Here is a 16,225-nt window from a genome sequence, read left to right as displayed (position 1 = left end):
GCGGGCCCGGGCGGTGAACCGCCCGGGCCCGATGTGACCTGGGTCAGTTACAGGTCGTGATGCTCAGGCTGCTGTCGCCGCAGAGCAGCAGGCTGGCCCGGCTGCCGCCGCCACCGCCGCCGTGCAGCTCGGTGGTCTCTTCCTTCGGGGTCTCCATCGACTGCAGGTCAAGAAGCGTCATGGCTGTTTCCTCTTCTTCCGTCGAGTGGTGCGTCGGGTCACGGCCCCGGACGGGGCCGGCTCTGGGGCCGCCGCGCTAGCGCAGCGGCGGGAGGAACGGCAGGTGCGCGCGCCCGCCGGGCGCGGCGCTGCCGAGGGCGAGGAGGACGCCGGCCGTGCCCGTGGAGAGGTCCATGGACAGCCGCATCATCTGCTCGCCGGGGAAGGCCAGATGGCCCTGGTACGGGACGGCGTGCCGGGCCAGCGCGTCGATCTGGCGGGCGACGTCCCCGGGTCCGGTGCCCGGGCCGGGCGTGGTGGTCCGGGCCAGGTGCAGGACCATGCCGGCGGCGCCGCGCATCAGCCCTGGCTGGGCGTAGAAGGTCGCTTGCGCCGCTCGTACGATCTCGCGCCGGGCCTGCTCGAAGCGCTCGTCCGGGCCGTGCTCCAGCCAGTCGTCGAGCACCATGCCGATGCCGACGCTGCCCTCCCCGAGGTACGGCATCGTGCGCCAGCCCTCGTTCACCTGGAGGGTGCCGAACGCGCTGGTGACGCACCGGTCGAGGTCCCGGTGCAGGGCCTGGGCGGCCTGGGTCAGGAGTTCCTTGTCGCCGGTGCGCTCGTACAGCCGGACGAGGAGGAGGGCCGGGCCGGAGTGTCCGTACAGCAGTCCCGCGCGGGCGGGGCGGTGTTCGGGCCGGGCGAGCAGTTCGGCGCAGCGCAGGGCCGCGGCGTGCAGCTCGCTCTCGCCGCTCGCGGTGCCCAGCGCGTCCAGGGCGAGGCCGATGCCGGCGAGTCCGCCGTACAGGTCGGGGCCCGCGCTCTCCCAGGGCTGGTGGAGCAGCTGTTCGGCGAGGTCGAGGGCGCGGCCCGGGTGTCCGAGGCGTTGCAGGGTCCAGGCCGTGCCGGCGAGGCCGTCGTAGAAGCCGAGCGGGGTGCCGGACTGCGGTTGCCCGGTCCGGGCGAGCAGCCATTCCTCGGCCTCGGGCCAGGGTTCGCCCCCGGTCTCGGCGAGGGCGTGGAGCACTCCGGCGATCCCGTGGCCGAAGCCGATGCCTCCGCCGGCGTTCGCGAACTGCGCGATGTCGCCGGGGACGAGGCGGTCCTCGCGGTCCGGGGTGGCGCTCGCGCGGAGCGCGGCGGTCATCGACGTACGCGCGGCGGGCCATTCCCGCGGCTCGACCGGCAGGTACGGTCCGGCCGGTGCGGGCAGGCGGCTTCCCGGTGCGCCCCGCGGGACGCCGGACATGATCTCCTCGACGGCCTCGTCGAGGAACTGCCGCGGCACGGGGAACTGTTCGGCGGCCACGGCGGCCAGATGGGCGGCCTTGGCCCGGTCGAGGACGAGGAGGCTGGTCAGCGGGAGGAACAGGGCGAGGCGCAGGCAGGCGAGGGCGTAGCGGTCGACGGAGAACCCGCGCCGCTCGGCCGGGGCGACGAAGGCGGGGTTGGCGACGGTCTGCCGCAGTCCCTCGTCGACGTGCGCGGCGGCTTCGAAGTCCAGGAGCGAGACGGCGGGTTCGCCGCTCTCGTCCTCCGCGACCATGATGTTGAAGAGGTGGAGGTCGTTGAAGACCACGCCGCGGGCGTGCACGGCGTCGACGGCCTCGGTGACCCGGCGGTGCACGGTGAGCGCCCACTCGGTGTAGGAGGCGAGTTCCGCCGGGTCGGGGTCCGCCTCGATCAGCGGGTGGCGGCGGGCGAAGTAGGTGTTGAGCGGTTTGCCCGCGAGGTGTTCCAGCACCAGGAAGTGGTGGTCGCCGACGGTGAAGGTGCCGCGGACCGCCGGGACGCAGTCCAGTCCCGCCAGCCTTTCCAGTGCGGCCTGTTCGCGGTGCAGGCGGGTCACGGCGTCGGCTCCGTCGGCGGCGAGGCCCGCGTACGGCCGGGCCTCCTTCAGGACGACGGACTCGCCGGTGCGGGTGTCCTTGCCGACGTAGACGCCGCCGCCGTTGGAGAAGTGCAGCGCCCGCTCCACCGTGAAGGGGATGCCGGTCAGGGTGAGCGCGGAGCGCGCTTCGAGGTGGGGCTTCAGGAACGCGGGGAGTTCGAGCCACTCGGGCGGCTGGAAGACCGGTCCCCGGCGGTCCGGCACGAGGCGCCCGTCGGGCGTCTCGATCGCCGGGACCAGCTCGCCGTGCTCGTCGTAGCAGTGCCGCAGGGTGAAGCTGCCGTAGCGGAGGTGGACCGGTCCGGCGCCCCAGCGCAGATCGCTGAGGATGTACGGGCCGGCCGCTCCCGCCAGCGCGGCGTCGAGGTCCTCCGCGATCCGCCGGCACTGCTGCTCGCCGGCCGGGTAGACGGTGATGAACTTGCCGCTCGCCGCGCGCTCGGCGTACTTGGCGTTGCGCAGGTGCAGCAGGTAGCGGCTCGGGACGAACTTGAAGGCGATCCGCCGGGCGGTGCAGTACTCGTACACGGTCGTCAGCAGTGCCTCGGCGTTGTCGAGCGTGGCCGAGACGTGGATCTTCCAGCCCTGTGCGGGAAGTTCGGCGTCGTCCGGCCGCAGCGCGAGCCAGTCGCCGCTCCGGTGGGAGCGCCATCCCTGCGGGACGGGGGCGAGGGCGGCCGGGTAGCTCTCCGCGGCGCGCCGGTACGGCGCGTCGTAGAACCAGCGGTCGGCGTCGCAGAAGGCGGCGTACCCCTTGTTCACACCTGCTCCCTCGGTCGGTTGCAGTACCGACCGTGTCACGCCCGGTGCGTGCGGTGACAGTCACCGCTGTCACCGCCGGGGTGTGCAGTACTCACGAGTCACTTGGCGCGGGGGTCCCCTTTCCGCGGCGGCCGGCCCGGTGCCACCAGTGCCGGCGGCGCGGGTGCACGGCCCGGCCCAGCCGCCGGCCGATCAGCAGGTAGCCGAGGAGCGCTCCGGCCGTGTTGAGGATGACGTCGTCGATGTCGAAGACGCGTCCCGTGACGAGCGCGCCCTGGATGAGCTCCACCAGCGTCATCAGACAGACCGTCACCGCGGCGACCCGCAGCAGTCCCCGGGCCGGGGGCATGAGGACGGGCAGGAGCACCCCGAACGGCAGGCCCAGCAGCAGGTTCCCGCCCAGCTGGCGCACCGCCTCGGTGGTCGACGCCCCGTCCAGGTAGGCGCTGATCGAATGGCCGGGCCGGACGTTGCTGTGCACGAGGGCCACCGAGGCGGCGGACGGTTCCAGCGTGAGCCGGGCCAGGACCACGCTGAACAGGACGGTCCCGACGAAGGCCGCCAGCATGGCCAGCGCCCGGACGGCGGGGTGTGCCGGACGGCGTCGTGTCCAGGGGGCCGCGACGGCCCCGGTGTCCGGCTCCTCGGCGCGCCGCGGCGCGTATGTCCATTTCATGCGGCGCGTCTACCCCGGGCCCGGTCCGGTACGCGCGCACCGCCGACGGCCCGTCACGGCGGGCCCGGTGGCCCGGTGGCCCGTACACGGGGCTTCCCGGGCGCATGCGCACAGCCCTGTCGGGCACTCGCACGGCATGACCGACATCCCCCGCAGCGCATCAGGCCGAGCCCGTCCGTACGGCGCGGCCCCCGTGGCGCGCACCCGTGCCGAGCTGCGGCGCACGGCCGTCCGCGTGTGGACCGACAACCTCGCCGACCACGCGGCCGCCCTCACCTACTACGCCGTACTGGCGCTCCTGCCCGCGCTCGTCATCGCGGTCTCCCTCGTGGGGCTGCTGGGCGGGGCCACGAGGGACCGGCTGACCGCCCAGCTCACCTCGTACGTGCCGCCCCAGTCGGCGCAGGTGCTGCGCGAAGCGCTCGGCGGGCTCGCGGCGGAACACTCCTCGGTATGGGCCCTGTTGATCAGCGGAGTGCTGAGCGCCCTGTGGTCGGCGTGCAGTTACCTGGCGGTGTTCCGCCGTGCCCTGCACGCGATGCACCGGGTGCCGGACACCCGGACCGCGCTGCGCGCCGCCCACACCCTGATCGTCAACGCCGTGCTGCTGCTGGTCCTGCTCGTCGTCGGCGCGGTGGGGCTGGTGGTGTCCGGGCCGACGGCCCGATGGGTGGCGCGGGCCGCGGGCGGGCCCGGCGCCGAGGGCCTCGCGCTCCTGCGCTGGCCCGTGCTGCTGGCGGTCGTCACCCTGCTGGTGCTGATGCTCTTCCGGACCGGCCCGGCCCAGAGCCGCGGGACCCGCCGGGGACTGCCCGGCGGCGTACTGGCGGCCCTGCTCTGGCTGGCCGCCTCGGGGCTCTTCACGCTGTACACGGAGCTGGACACCTACGGCCGGCTCTACGGTTCGCTGGCCGGCATCGTGGTCTTCGTCATCTGGCTCTGGTTCGCGAACCTCGCGCTGCTCACCGGAGCCCAGTTCAACGCCGAACGGGCACGGGAGCCGGACCTCCCCCGGCCGCCGGCCCGAGGCTAGACCGCCGGGGGAGGTCCGGCTCCCGTGCCCGTTCGGCGCCCATGGCCGCCGCGACCGCCGCGCCCACCCGCCCGGGATCGGTGACCGGGACCAGGTCGACGAAGCACACCCCGTCGGCGAAGTCGCCCGCCGCGTCGGCCGCCACCGCCAGCGCGAGCCGCGTCTTGCCCACCCCGCCCAGACCGACGGCGGTCACCAGCCGACGTGCCGTCACCGCAGCGGCCAGCTCCCCGCGTTCCCGTGCCCGGCCGACGAACGCCGTCAGCGGTGCCGGAAGCGCGGGGGCCCGGCGCGCCGGTTCGCCGCGCGCCGGTTCGGGCGCGTGCCGGGACAGCGCCCGCCGGTCCGGCACCTCCAACTTCCTGAGCAGCGAGGAGACGTGCGATTCGACCGTCCGTACCGAAATGAACAGCCGCGCGGCTATCTCCGCGTTGCTCAGGTGCTCCCCGAGCAGTTCGAGTACGTCTGCTTCCCGGGCCGAGATCACTGGAGTGGACACCGGGCCATTATCCGTAGTGCTCTCCGTGGTCAGCACGGAGGCGCCCCGTACCCCGGACGGGGGAAGCTTCGGTCACGAGGAACGAGCCCGGCGGACCACACCGGGGCGATCGGTTCCGCGACGACAGGAGTGACCGTGACCAGCTCTTCCACCCAGGGGATGAAGACCGTGCTGCACCCCGTTTCCGACCTCGCCCAGGCCAAGGCGGTGTACACCGCGCTGCTCGGTGTCGCGCCGCAGACCGACGGGCCCCACTACGTCGGCTTCGAGGCCGCCGGCCAGCACGTCGGCCTCCTCCCGGGCGGCGGGCCGCAGGGCCTGACCGCGTCGCTCGCCTACTGGCACGTGCCGGACATCGAGGCGAAGCTCGCCGAACTGACCGCCGCGGGCGCCGCCGTCAAGGAGGCCGCGCACGACGTCGGCGGCGGCCGCCTGGTGGCCACCGCCATCGACCCCGACGGAAACCTCATCGGACTGCTGCAGGACTGATGAGCACCCCACCCCGCTCCCGCGAGCAGCGCCGTCGCGAGACCGAGCACCGGCTCGGCCATGACATCGACGTCTGGGTGGCCAGTGCCTCGCCGGACGGCGCCCCACACCTGGTGCCGCTGTCCTTCGACTGGGACGGCGAGGCGCTCTTGGCGGCCACCCCGGCGGAAAGCCCCACCGGCCGGAACCTGGCCGCCACCCGGACCGCTCGGCTCGCCCTCGGCCACACCCGCGACGTCGCCATGATCGAGGGGCACGTCGAGGTCCTCGCCATCGACGCACTGCCGCCGCACCTGGGTGACCGGTTCGCCGCACGCACCGGCTTCGACCCCCGCTCGCTGACCACCGGGTACCGCTGGTTCCGCATCACTCCCCACCGCATCCGGGCCTGGCGGGAGGAGAACGAGCTGGCCGGCCGTGAGCTGATGCGCGACGGTCGCTGGCTGGTCTGACGCCCCGCCCCTGTTCGAGATCCACCCATCCAGAGCCTCACGAGGGAGACCCGCCATGAGCAGCACCACCGACAACCGCACGCACGAGGGATTCACGGCCGAGGAGCGTGCCGCGATGAAGGACCACGCACAGGAGCTCAAGAAGGCGGCGCGCCGCAGCTCGAAGGCGGACAAGGCGGCCGAGGCGGAACAGGACGTCCTCGCGAAGATCGCCGAGATGCAGGACGCGGACCGGATCATGGCCGAGCGCGTCCACGCCGTCGTCACCGCCACCGCCCCGGTCCTCGCGCCGAAGCTCTGGTACGGGATGCCCTCCTACGCGCTGGACGGAAAGGTCGTCTGCTACTTCCAGAGCGCGGAGAAGTTCAAGGCGCGCTACGCGACGCTCGGCTTCAGCGACCAGGCGCAGCTGGACGACGGCCCGATGTGGGCGGCCGTCTTCGCCCTGACGGAGGTGACGGCCGAGGTGGAGGCGCGGATCGCCGCACTCGTGAAGCAGGCGGTGAGCTGACCCCGAGCAGGCGGCGAGCCGCGGCCCGGCCGGGTGCTCAGGCCGCGACCACCTCGACCTCCACCCGGTCCTCGATCGGGGTGTAGCCCAGGCGCCGGTAGACGCCGTTGCTGGTCGGGTTGGCCAGGTCGGCGAAGAGCAGCACCTCCACCGCGCCGGCCGCGTACGCCGCCTCGCTCACGGCGTGGGTGACCCCGGCGGCGTAGCCGCGGCCCCGGCGCTCGGGCGGGGTGTAGACCGGGCCGATGCGGGCCACCGCGCCGACCGGGCGGAAGAAGCCGGCCAGCGAGACCGGGTCCCCGGCGTCCTCCCAGAGCAGCATCCCGCCGTACGAGAGCCGGTCGCGCAGGGCGGCTTCGGAGGCGGTGCCGCCCTCGCCGGACTCCTGCTTGAAGGCGGTGACCCAGTCCAGCAGCAGCGGGAGGTCCGCCGGGCCGGCGAGCCGGGCCCGCCCGGCCGGTACGGGGTCCGGTGCGAGGAGTCCGGCCAGCCGGTAGAGCCGGTTCTCCTCGGCGACCTCGGTGGGCTTGCCCCAGGCGGCGGCCAGCACCCGCGCGTCGTCGCGGCGGGCGTTCAGCGCGTCGACGCCGGCCAGCACCGGCTCGGAGCCGAGCGCGGCCCCCAGCTCCCGGACGGCCCCGGCGGGCAGCGTCCCGATCAGCAGCGGGTACGGCGGGGTGCACAGCAGGGCGCCGGCGACGGCCCCGTCTTCGCCGGTCCACCAGCCGAAGAAGGGGGCGTCCGGGCCGTAGGCGTCAGGGCCCCGCCGCTCCAGGGCGTCGATGACGGTCAGCAGCGAGGTGTTGGCGACGGGCTCGGCGGCGATGGCCGGGCGCGCCGCGGCCAGATAGGCCGCCAGGTCGGATGAGAAGGTCCACGTCATGGGTCATGGTCACCCGCGCCCGGCCGGCCGTGCAGCCGGTTTTTCCGCCGCCGCCCGGCCGCCCGGCCGCTCGGCTGCCCGCCCGCATCCCCGCCGCCCGCGGCTACGGCTGCGCGAATCCGGCGCCGATGTCCCTCAGGCGGTCGTGGAGTTCGGCGAAGACCGCCGCCGAGCGGTCGCCCGGCCAGTCCGCCGGGAGCAGGTCGCGGGGCAGGCCCGGATCGGCGTACGGGAGGCGGCGCCAGGCGTCCAGGGCGAAGAGGTAGCCGCGGTAGGCGGCCTCCGGCTCCGGGGCCGGGCCCGACTGCAGGGCGCGCAGGGCGGGTTCGTGGAGGTCGAGGAACTCCTCGTGCTGCTTGGCCAGCGCCGCCAGGTCCCACCAGCGGGACACCGACTCGGCGGTCGGGGCGAAGCCCAGGTGGGCGCCGCGGAACAGCTCCACGTACGCCGTCAGGTGCAGCCGGTCCAGGGTGCGCCGGGTCTCCCCCTCCAGGTGGGCCGGGGCGATCCACACGCCCGGCGCGACCGCGCCGAAGCCGAGCCGGGCGAGCCGGGAGCGCAGCAGGTGCCGTTTGGCGCGCTCCTGCTCCGGTACGGAGAAGACCGCGAGCAGCCACTCCTCGGACCGGCGCGGAGCCCCGTAGATCCGCCGGTCGCCGTCCTCGAGCAGTTCGCGGGCCTCCCCGGAGAGCCCGTACGCCGCGGAGCCGTCCGCGGTCCGCGCGGGCAGCAGGAAGCCGCGCCGCTTGAGCCGGGACACCGACGAGCGGACGGACGGAGCGTCCACGCCGGCCGCGCCCAGCAGGCGCACCAGCGCGGACACCGGGACCGGGCCCCGGAAGGCCCGCCCGTAGGCTCCGTAGAGCGTGACGATCAGGGATCGCGGGGGATGTTGCTCGGCCACGGATTCACTCTAGGACCTGTCGGGCCTGCCGGGCAGGTCAGGGCTGGTGGACGGGCCTTCCTCGCGCAGCCGGAACCGCTGCAGCTTGCCCGTGGCGGTCCGCGGCAGGGCGGGCAGGAAGACGAAGGAGCGCGGGCATTTGTGCGGCGCGAGCTCCGCGCGCATGAAGGTGCGCAGGGCGTCCTCGGTCAGGACGGCGCCCTCCCGGGCGACGGTGTAGGCGACCACGACCTGCCCGCGCCGCTCGTCGGGGCGGCCGACCACCGCCGCCTCCAGTACGTCGGGGTGGCGCAGCAGGGCCTCCTCCACCTCCGGGCCCGCGATGTTGTACCCCGCCGAGATGATCATGTCGTCGGCACGGGCCACGTAGCGGAAGTAGCCCTCCGCGTCGCGGACGTAGGTGTCTCCCGTGACGTTCCAGCCGTCCCGCACGTACTCGCCCTGCCGCGGGTCCGCCAGGTAGCGGCAGCCCACGGGCCCCCGGACGGCCAGCAGCCCCGGCTCGTCGTCCGGGACCGGCCGGCCCGCCTCGTCCACCACCCGGGCCTGCCAGCCCGGGACCACCCGGCCCGTCGTGCCCGGGCGGATGTCCTCGTCGGCCGCCGAGATGAAGATGTGCAGCAGCTCGGTCGCACCGATCCCGTTGATGATCCGCAGGCCCGTCCGCTCGTACCAGGCGTGCCAGGTGGCGGCCGGCAGGTTCTCGCCCGCCGAGACGCAGCGGCGCAGCGCGCCGAGGTCGTAGGCGCCCGTGTCGTACGGGCCCAGCGTGTCCAGCATCGACCGGTACGCGGTGGGCGCCGTGAACAGCACGGACACCCGGTGCTCGGCGAGCGCGGGCAGCAGCCGGCGCGGGGACCCGTCCGCCAGCAGCAGGGCCGAGGCGCCGGCCCGCAGCGGGAAGACGACCAGCCCGCCGAGGCCGAAGGTGAAGCCGAGCGGCGGGCTGCCCGCGAAGACGTCGTCGGGGCGGGGGCGCAGCACCTGGCGGGAGAAGGTGTCGGCCACCGCGAGCAGATCGCGGTGGAAGTGCATGCAGCCCTTGGGGCGCCCGGTGGTGCCCGAGGTGAAGGCGATGAGCGCGACGTCGTCGGCGGAGGTCTCGACCGCGGTGAAGGGCTCCTGGTGGCGCCCGGACGCGGCCAGCCGCAGCAGGTCGTCCGGGGCCCCGCCGCCGTACGCGGTGATCCGCAGGCCCGGTACCTGCGCCTTGACCAGGTCGTCCACCACGTCCGCGTGGCACAGGGCATGGCTCACCCGGGCCATCGCGCACACGGTGGCCAGCTCCTGCGCGCGCTGCTGGGCCAGCACGGTGACGGCCACCGCGCCCGCCTTCATCACCGCCAGCCAGCAGGCGGCGAGCCAGGGGCCGGTGGGGCCGCGCAGCAGCACGCGGTTGCCGGGGACCACGCCGAGGTCGGCGGTGAGGACGTGCGCGAGCCGGTCGACGCGGGCGCGCAGCTCCCCGTACGACCACACGGTGCCGTCCCCGCCGCGGAAGGCGGGGCGGTCGGGGCCGAACCGGTCGATGGTGGCGTCGAGCAGCTCCACGCCGCAGTTGAGCCGGTCGGGATAGGCCAGCTCGGGGAGTTCGAAGAGGAGCCGCGGCCAGGCGTCGGCGGGCGGCAGATGGTCGCGGGCAAAGGTGTCACGGTGGGCGGAAGGCATGAGCTCCAAGGCGGGTTCGCCCCCTTGCAACGGTCCGGACCCCGGGGTCGGGGCCGGACCCTCCGTATGGACCTTGCTGTGGAACCTGGCACCGAATGTGCGGAGCCTGCCGTGCGGTCGCAGCACGAGCGTATCGTCATGGTGACGGCAGTCAACAGGACGCGATAGAGGCTGGGGCATTCGGATGACCGGATTCGCGGGATCCGCAGGATTCGCGCTCGGGGCGGACCAGGAGGAGTGGTGCGCGCGGCTGCGCGCACTGGCGGCGGAGCGGCTGCGGCTGCTGGCGGAGAAGGGGGAGCCGGGCCGGGTCAACAGGCCGCTGCTCGCGGCGCTGGGCGAGGCGGGCCTGCTGGAGCGGCTGTTCACCTCGGGCGCGCTGGAGCTGTGCCTGCTGCGCGAATCCCTCGCCTACGGCTGCACGGAGGCCGAGACGGCGCTGGCCCTCCAGGGGCTGGGCGCGTACCCGGTCCTGAGGTCGGGCAGCGCGGGGCAGCGCGAACGCTGGCTGCCCGGGGTGCGCACCGGACGGACGGTGGCCGCCTTCGCGCTGAGCGAGCCCGGGGCCGGCTCGGACGCGGGGGCGCTGGAACTCGAAGCCGTACGGGAGGAGCGCGGCGGGGCGCCGCTCTGGCGGCTCAGCGGGAGCAAGTGCTGGATCTCCAACGCTCCCGAGGCCGACTTCTACACCGTCTTCGCGCGCACCGGCGAGGGCCCGGGGGCCAAGGGGATCACCGCCTTCCTGGTCCCCGCCGACCGGCCGGGCCTGACCGGCGAGGCCGTCGACATGCTGTCCCCGCACCCGATCGGGTCGCTGTCCTTCGACGGGGTCCCGGTCGGCCCGGAGGATCTGCTCGGCGAGCCGGGGCGCGGCTTCAGGGTGGCCATGGACACCCTGAACCTCTTCCGGCCCAGCGTCGGCGCCTTCGCCGTCGGGATGGCCCGCGCCGCCCTGGACGCGACGGTGGCGCACACGGCGGCCCGTACGGCCTTCGGCGGGGTGCTGGCGGACCTGCAGGCCGTGGCGCACCGGGTGGCCGAGATGGCGACGCGGACCGAGGCGGCCCGGCTCCTGGTCTACGCGGCGGCCGGGGCCTACGACGCCGACGCGGGTTCGCCGGAGGTGCCGCGCCGGGCGGCCATGGCGAAGCTGCTGGCCACCGAGACGGCGCAGTACGTGGTCGACCACGCGGTGCAGCTGCACGGGGCGGTCGCCCTGCGCCGGGGCCACCTGCTGGAACACCTCTACCGGGAGGTGCGGGCCCCGCGGATCTACGAGGGGGCCAGCGAGGTGCAGCGCACGATCATCGCCAAGGAGCTCTACCGGGAGGTGCGGGAAGCGTGAGCCTGGAGCGGATCAACCCGGAGGAGCTGTCCCCGGCCACGGGCTTCTCGCACGCAGTGGTCGCGAGCGGGGGCCGGCTGGTCTTCCTGGCGGGGCAGACGGCGCTCGACGGTGCGGGGAAGGTGGTGGGGGAGACGCTGGCGGCCCAGTTCGAGCGGGCGCTGGCGAACCTGCTGGCGGCACTGGCGGGGGCGGGCGGCTCGCCGGCCGATCTGGCGCGGGTCACCGTCTACGCGGTGGACGTGGCGGACTACCGGGCCCGCGCGCCGGAACTCGGCCGGATCTGGCGGCGGTTGGCCGGGCGCGAGTACCCGGCGATGGCGGTCGTGGGGGTGGTCCGGCTGTGGGACGAGGAGGCGCTGGTCGAGCTGGACGGGCTGGCGGTGCTTCCGTAGGTCTTTCCGCAGGTGGGAACGGGTGCCTTTGACAGTGGGCAGGGGAGGGTGGAGGGTGGAAATGCCTCATAAGCGGAGTAATCCACCCTTCTTCTCGGAGGTGTATGACTATGCGCCGTGGGTTCGTTGCGGCAGCCGTGGCGGGGGCCGCCGGGATCACACTCGGCCTGATGCCCGTCAGCAGTGCCTTTGCCTCGAGTCTTCCGCAGACATATCGGTGTTCCGACTGGCGTTCGAACGACTGGCGCGGGGACGACTGGTGGCGAAACTGCTGCGACTCCTCGCGCGGGTACGACCGCCCCAGCTGGTGCTGGGACAACGACAGTTGGAACCACGACAGCTGGAACAGCAACTGGGACAACAACAACTGGAACCACGACAACGGCAACCGGAACCACGACAACTGGAACGACAACGACAGTTGGAACCACGACAACGGCAACTGGAACAACCACGACAACGGCAACTGGAACAACGACAACAACTGGCGTGACGGCGGTCGCAACGGGAACAACTGGAACGACTGACGCGAGGCCCGGTCGCGTGAACCGCGCCGGGGCCCGCCCCGTTCCCGACCCGGAGGCTCAGCCCTCCAGCAGGTTCCCCATCCACTCCTCGATACCCGCCACCGTCCGCGGCAGGGCGCCCGACATCAGCCGGGCGCCCTCGGCCGTGATGACCAGGTCGTCCTCGATGCGCACGCCGATGCCGCGCAGCTCCGGCGGCAGGGTCTCGTCGTCGGGCTGGAGGTAGAGTCCCGGCTCCACCGTGAGCACCTGGCCCTCCTCCAGGATCCCGTCCAGGTAGGCGTCCGCCCGCGCCTGCGCGCAGTCGTGCACGTCCAGGCCCAGCATGTGCCCGCTGCTGCACAGGGTGTAGCGCCGGTGCAGGTCGCCCTCCGCGTGCTTGAGCACGCCCCACTCCGCGAGCCCCTCGGCGATCACGCGCATCCCGGCCCGGTGGAAGTCGCGGAAGCTGGCGCCCGGCCGCAGCGCCGCCATGCCCGCGTCCTGCGCGGCCAGCACCAGTTCGTACACCTGGCGCTGGACCGGTGAGAACCGCCCCGACAGCGGGAGGGTGCGGGTGATGTCGGCCGTGTAGAGGCTGTCGGTCTCCACGCCCGCGTCCAGCAGGAGCAGCTCGTCGCCGCGCAGCCGCCCGTCGTTGCGGATCCAGTGCAGGACGCACGCGTGCGCGCCCGACGCCGCGATCGTGTCGTAGCCGGTGCCGTTGCCCTCCGCCCGGGCGCGGCGGTTGAAGACCCCCTCGATCCACCGCTCCCCGCGCGGGTGCGCCAGCGCGCGCGGCAGGTCCCGTACGACGTCCTCGAAGCCGGTGACGGTGTGGTCGACGGCCAGCTGTAGCTGGCCCACCTCCCACGCGTCCTTGACCAGGCGCAGCTCGGAGAGCGCGGCGCCGAGGTCCGCGTCCGTGGCGGCCTCGCGCCCCGACGGGGAGCCGAGCGAGTCCAGGTGCGCGCAGCGGATGCCGCTGAGCCGCTCGGCCTCCGCGAGGTCGGGGCGCCGGCCGACCCAGAACTCCCCGTAGCGGCGGTCCCGGTAGAACTCCTCGGTGCCGTCCCCGCGCGAGGAGCGGGGGCGCAGGTACAGGACGGCCTCGTGGCCGTGCGGCCCCGAGGGTTCCATGACCAGGACGTGGCCCACCTGGTCCTCGCCGGTGAGCCCGGTCAGCCAGGCGTAGGCGGTGTCCGGGCGGAAGCGGTGGTCGCAGTCGTGGGTGCGGGCCCGCAGTTCACCGGCCCGGACGATCAGGCGCTCGCCGGGGAAGCGGGCCGAGAGGCGGGCGCGGCGGGCCGGGGTGAGCGCGTGCGCGGGGACGCGGTCGGTCTCCGGGAGGGGCGAGGCGGCCCAGTCGGACGCCATGAAGCGGGACAACTCGGGTGATACCGGCAGGTCATGGCTGCCGATGTTGAGCCCGGTGGTGGGGCGGGAGTGGGGGTCGGTCACGGGAGCTCCCTCAAGAAGATGCGAACTGGTGGGCGCACGGGTCTTGTCAGTGCAATTTCACATTACTATGTTACAGGTCACACAGCGGTTCGTTAATCCCCGTCAAACGCCGCGTGAAGCAGGGCAGTTCGCGCACCACTTCCCCCACCTCCCCTCCCAGCAGGAGTTCTTGGTGTTCCAGCACAGAGCCGTGCGTACGTCGCTCCTCTCCGCCGCCGTCGCGGTCACCCTCCTCGCCACCGCCGGCCAGGCCGTGACCCAGGCCGCCGAGACCGGCGCCGGCGCGAAGGCCGCGGGCGCCGCGGCGCAGGCCCCGGGCGCCACCGCGCCCGACACCTTCGCCGCGGGAGCCCAGGGCGCCAACCCCTTCGACGAGGTCGACCACCTCGCCGACGCGCCGAAGACGGACCCGGCCCCCGCTCCGGCCCCCGGCGGCCAGGCCGTCACCGACGGGCAGGTCCCGGGCCCCGTGACCAAGCCCGCCGCCGCGAGCACCGCGAAGAGCGGCAAGCTCGCCGCCGCCGCCCAGGGACTCGCCTCGGGCGTCCCCTGCACCCTCGACGGGATCACGAACCTCTCTCCCGAGCAGTTCGCCGACTTCCTCGCCGACCCGGCCGTCACCGCAGGCTCGGGCGGCTGCCTCTCGGGCCTCATATGGACGTGGGACGCGCGCCTGGCCCCCGTCATGTCCGACGCCCACGTCCAGGCCGTCTCGCGCCGCATATCCACCCTCGCCGCCGCCCACGACGGCCGTAACTCCTCGCACCTGGAGGAGATGTTCACCTACCTGCACGCGGTGGCCTACCACGACTTCTCCCGCACCGAGATCGACGTCACCGACGCCCCGACCGTGGACGCGATGCGTCGGGCCGTCGCCGACTTCGGCTCCGCCGCCCGCACCTTCGACGCCACCGCCTCCAACGCCCGCACCCTGCGCGAGGCCCTGTACGCCGCCAGCGCCCCCGGCCTGCGCCAGCACCAGCTCGGCCTGATCACGAAGGTCCTGGCCACCATGGACCCGTCGCACCCCGCGACGCACCTGGACACCGCCTGGGCGGGCGCGGCGCTCGCCGCCCTCTCCGTCAACTACCTCGGCGTCAACAACCAGGACGCCGCCTTCCGGGCGGCCGCGGCCGGCGACCCCGCGTACCGCGCCGTCTTCAAGAACTTCGCGACGTACGCCCACCTCAAGGGCGCCACCAACGCCTGGGTGGCGCGCGACGCGCTGGCCGAGTACGGCCGCTTCGGCCAGATCCCGAGCCTGCGGGACGCGATCACCGCCGACCTCGGCGCGCTGCTGGGCCCGGTCAGGTCCACCTTCGGCGACGGCAGCGAGCAGTGGGCGAAGGTCGTCTCCTGGCTCAACTACTACCAGGCGTGCAAGCCGTACGGGGTGTGCAAGGAGGACATCGAGAGGCAGCTCTTCCCGAACACCTTCACGTACGACAACGGCGCCATCAAGGTCCGCACCGGCCTCGACCGGGCCACCGTCGACCAGCTCTACTACGCGAGCAAGCAGGTCAAGACGCAGTTCCACCGCGTGCTGGGCACCGAACAGCCGCTCGCCGGAGACGCCAACGCCACGCTGAACATCGTGCTCTACGCCTCGCGCGCCGACTACGTGGGCTACCACCCGGTCCTGACCGGCTACGGCACCAACAACGGCGGCATCTACATCGAGAACGGCGCCACCTTCTACACCTACCAGCGCCGCGTCCCGCAGGACTCCTCGCTCACCCTCGAGGAGCTCTTCCGCCACGAGTACACGCACTACCTCAACGGCCGCTTCGCCGTCCCCGGCTCCTTCGGCCAGGGCCCCTGGTACCAGAACGACCGCACGACCGCCATGGACGAGGGCACCGCCGAGTTCTTCGACGGCGCGACCCGCGACAACGGCATCGCCGTGCGGAAGTCCCTGGTCCGGGGCATCGTCAACGACACGGCCGGCGGCGGCCCGCGCATGACGGTGGACCAGCTGCTGCACGCCACCTACGACGGCGACGGCTTCCGCTTCTACAACTACGCCGGCACCTTCTTCGAGTTCCTGTGGACCGAGCACCCCTCGGTGCTCAAGGAGATGTACGGCCTCCTGCGCGCAGACGACCCGGCGGGCTACGACGCCTGGCGCACCCGGCTGGGCCAGGACTCCTACCTCCAGCGCGACTACGACCGCTTCCTCGACGCCCAGATCGCCAAGCTGGACCAGCTGTACGTGCCGAACACCTCCTTCACCCCGAACGGCCTGCTGCGCGACGCGGCGCTCGCGGACGTGAAGTCGGCCTTCGCGACGGCCACGTACAGCAATCCGGACTGCGTGGAGAACGGCGACCCCGGCAAGCGCCGGTTCACCTGTACGGGCAAGATCACCGCGAACCTGACGAAGTGGCGCAGCGACGACCAGAACTTCAAGGACATGTCCGAGACGGTCGACTACTTCCTCCTCGACCGGGCGGGCGCGGCCTCGAACAACCTGGCCGACATGAACTGCTCCTTCGGGCCCGTGGAGATCTGGACCAACCACGTCGCGGGCACCTCGAGTTACTCCTGCGAGGGCCCGCTGCGCAGCTGACCGGTCCGGGCCGGTCCCGGCG

At 73.5% G+C, this 16,225-nt stretch carries 16 protein-coding genes; 8 read left to right on the top strand and 8 right to left on the bottom strand.

All coding sequences use genetic code 11. The features are described from left to right. Nucleotides 1-43: 43 nt before the first annotated feature. The 3 genes from DRB89_RS16930 to DRB89_RS16920 all read right to left on the bottom strand — a co-directional run bounded on the left by DRB89_RS16930 (nucleotide 44) and on the right by DRB89_RS16920 (nucleotide 3,488). Complete coding sequence (locus DRB89_RS16930; protein ID WP_112449185.1) at nucleotides 44-181, bottom strand: SapB/AmfS family lanthipeptide; 138 nt, start codon at nucleotides 179-181, stop codon at nucleotides 44-46. 75 nt (nucleotides 182-256) lie between these two features. After that, complete coding sequence (gene lanKC / locus DRB89_RS16925) at nucleotides 257-2,812, bottom strand: class III lanthionine synthetase LanKC (RefSeq protein WP_112449184.1); 2,556 nt, start codon at nucleotides 2,810-2,812, stop codon at nucleotides 257-259. A gap of 91 nt (nucleotides 2,813-2,903) precedes the next feature. Then, complete coding sequence (locus DRB89_RS16920; protein ID WP_239516192.1) at nucleotides 2,904-3,488, bottom strand: VanZ family protein; 585 nt, start codon at nucleotides 3,486-3,488, stop codon at nucleotides 2,904-2,906. Nucleotides 3,489-3,624: 136 nt separating this feature from the next. Here DRB89_RS16920 and DRB89_RS16915 point away from each other — a divergent pair, with 136 nt between their 5' ends. Continuing rightward, nucleotides 3,625-4,521 carry a YihY/virulence factor BrkB family protein gene (locus DRB89_RS16915; RefSeq protein ID WP_112449183.1) on the top strand — a complete coding sequence of 299 codons (897 nt, stop codon included), beginning with the start codon at nucleotides 3,625-3,627 and terminating at the stop codon, nucleotides 4,519-4,521. Here DRB89_RS16915 and DRB89_RS16910 read toward each other — a convergent pair. Beyond that, a complete protein-coding gene (locus tag DRB89_RS16910; protein ID WP_239516191.1) occupies nucleotides 4,466-5,020 on the bottom strand; it encodes a helix-turn-helix transcriptional regulator in 555 nt (184 codons plus the stop codon). The genes DRB89_RS16915 and DRB89_RS16910 overlap by 56 nt on opposite strands. A gap of 135 nt (nucleotides 5,021-5,155) precedes the next feature. On the opposite strand from DRB89_RS16910, the gene DRB89_RS16905 reads away from it, so the two are divergent. The 3 genes from DRB89_RS16905 to DRB89_RS16895 are packed head-to-tail and all read left to right on the top strand — an operon-like array spanning nucleotide 5,156 to nucleotide 6,472. Continuing rightward, nucleotides 5,156-5,509, top strand: coding sequence for a VOC family protein (locus DRB89_RS16905; RefSeq protein ID WP_112448644.1), 354 nt, complete (start codon nucleotides 5,156-5,158; stop codon nucleotides 5,507-5,509). Continuing rightward, the gene (locus DRB89_RS16900; RefSeq protein ID WP_112448643.1) at nucleotides 5,509-5,961 is read left to right on the top strand and encodes a pyridoxamine 5'-phosphate oxidase family protein; all 453 of its coding nucleotides are present in this window, start codon (nucleotides 5,509-5,511) and stop codon (nucleotides 5,959-5,961) included. The genes DRB89_RS16905 and DRB89_RS16900 overlap by 1 nt, the downstream gene beginning before the upstream one ends. 55 nt (nucleotides 5,962-6,016) lie before the next feature. After that, the gene (locus DRB89_RS16895; RefSeq protein ID WP_112448642.1) at nucleotides 6,017-6,472 is read left to right on the top strand and encodes a DUF1801 domain-containing protein; all 456 of its coding nucleotides are present in this window, start codon (nucleotides 6,017-6,019) and stop codon (nucleotides 6,470-6,472) included. Nucleotides 6,473-6,509: 37 nt separating this feature from the next. Here DRB89_RS16895 and DRB89_RS16890 read toward each other — a convergent pair whose 3' ends face one another. The 3 genes from DRB89_RS16890 to DRB89_RS16880 all read right to left on the bottom strand — a co-directional run bounded on the left by DRB89_RS16890 (nucleotide 6,510) and on the right by DRB89_RS16880 (nucleotide 9,927). Continuing rightward, entirely contained in the window at nucleotides 6,510-7,355 is an 846-nt protein-coding gene (locus DRB89_RS16890) for a GNAT family N-acetyltransferase (protein WP_112448641.1), read from the bottom strand. Between the two features lie 103 nt (nucleotides 7,356-7,458). Beyond that, on the bottom strand, nucleotides 7,459-8,259 hold the full coding sequence (locus DRB89_RS16885) for a PaaX family transcriptional regulator C-terminal domain-containing protein (protein ID WP_112448640.1): 801 nt from the start codon (nucleotides 8,257-8,259) through the stop codon (nucleotides 7,459-7,461). A gap of 9 nt (nucleotides 8,260-8,268) precedes the next feature. Beyond that, nucleotides 8,269-9,927, bottom strand: coding sequence for an AMP-binding protein (locus DRB89_RS16880; RefSeq protein ID WP_112453395.1), 1,659 nt, complete (start codon nucleotides 9,925-9,927; stop codon nucleotides 8,269-8,271). 184 nt (nucleotides 9,928-10,111) lie between these two features. On the opposite strand from DRB89_RS16880, the gene DRB89_RS16875 reads away from it, so the two are divergent. The 3 genes from DRB89_RS16875 (at nucleotide 10,112) to DRB89_RS42985 (ending at nucleotide 12,194) form a co-directional block, all read left to right on the top strand. Further along, complete coding sequence (locus DRB89_RS16875) at nucleotides 10,112-11,272, top strand: acyl-CoA dehydrogenase family protein (RefSeq protein WP_112448639.1); 1,161 nt, start codon at nucleotides 10,112-10,114, stop codon at nucleotides 11,270-11,272. Next, nucleotides 11,269-11,667 (top strand): RidA family protein, encoded by a 399-nt coding sequence (locus tag DRB89_RS16870; protein ID WP_112448638.1) that lies wholly within the window; start codon nucleotides 11,269-11,271, stop codon nucleotides 11,665-11,667. The genes DRB89_RS16875 and DRB89_RS16870 overlap by 4 nt, the downstream gene beginning before the upstream one ends. 170 nt (nucleotides 11,668-11,837) lie before the next feature. Next, nucleotides 11,838-12,194, top strand: a complete 357-nt coding sequence (locus tag DRB89_RS42985; protein WP_162688608.1) for a hypothetical protein — start codon at nucleotides 11,838-11,840, stop codon at nucleotides 12,192-12,194. Between the two features lie 57 nt (nucleotides 12,195-12,251). Here the strand turns inward: DRB89_RS42985 and DRB89_RS16865 are convergent, their stop codons facing one another. Then, a complete protein-coding gene (locus DRB89_RS16865) occupies nucleotides 12,252-13,634 on the bottom strand; it encodes an aminopeptidase P family protein (protein WP_204357712.1) in 1,383 nt (460 codons plus the stop codon). 172 nt (nucleotides 13,635-13,806) lie between these two features. On the opposite strand from DRB89_RS16865, the gene DRB89_RS16860 reads away from it, so the two are divergent. Beyond that, complete coding sequence (locus DRB89_RS16860; protein ID WP_112448637.1) at nucleotides 13,807-16,203, top strand: collagenase; 2,397 nt, start codon at nucleotides 13,807-13,809, stop codon at nucleotides 16,201-16,203. Nucleotides 16,204-16,225 lie beyond the last annotated feature (22 nt).

It is taken from the genome of Streptomyces sp. ICC4 (assembly GCF_003287915.1).
Taxonomy (GTDB): Bacteria; Actinomycetota; Actinomycetes; order Streptomycetales; family Streptomycetaceae; genus Streptomyces; species Streptomyces tritrimontium.
The sequence above is the reverse complement of the archived record's forward strand: the minus strand, read 5'-3'. Positions and strand labels throughout refer to the sequence as shown.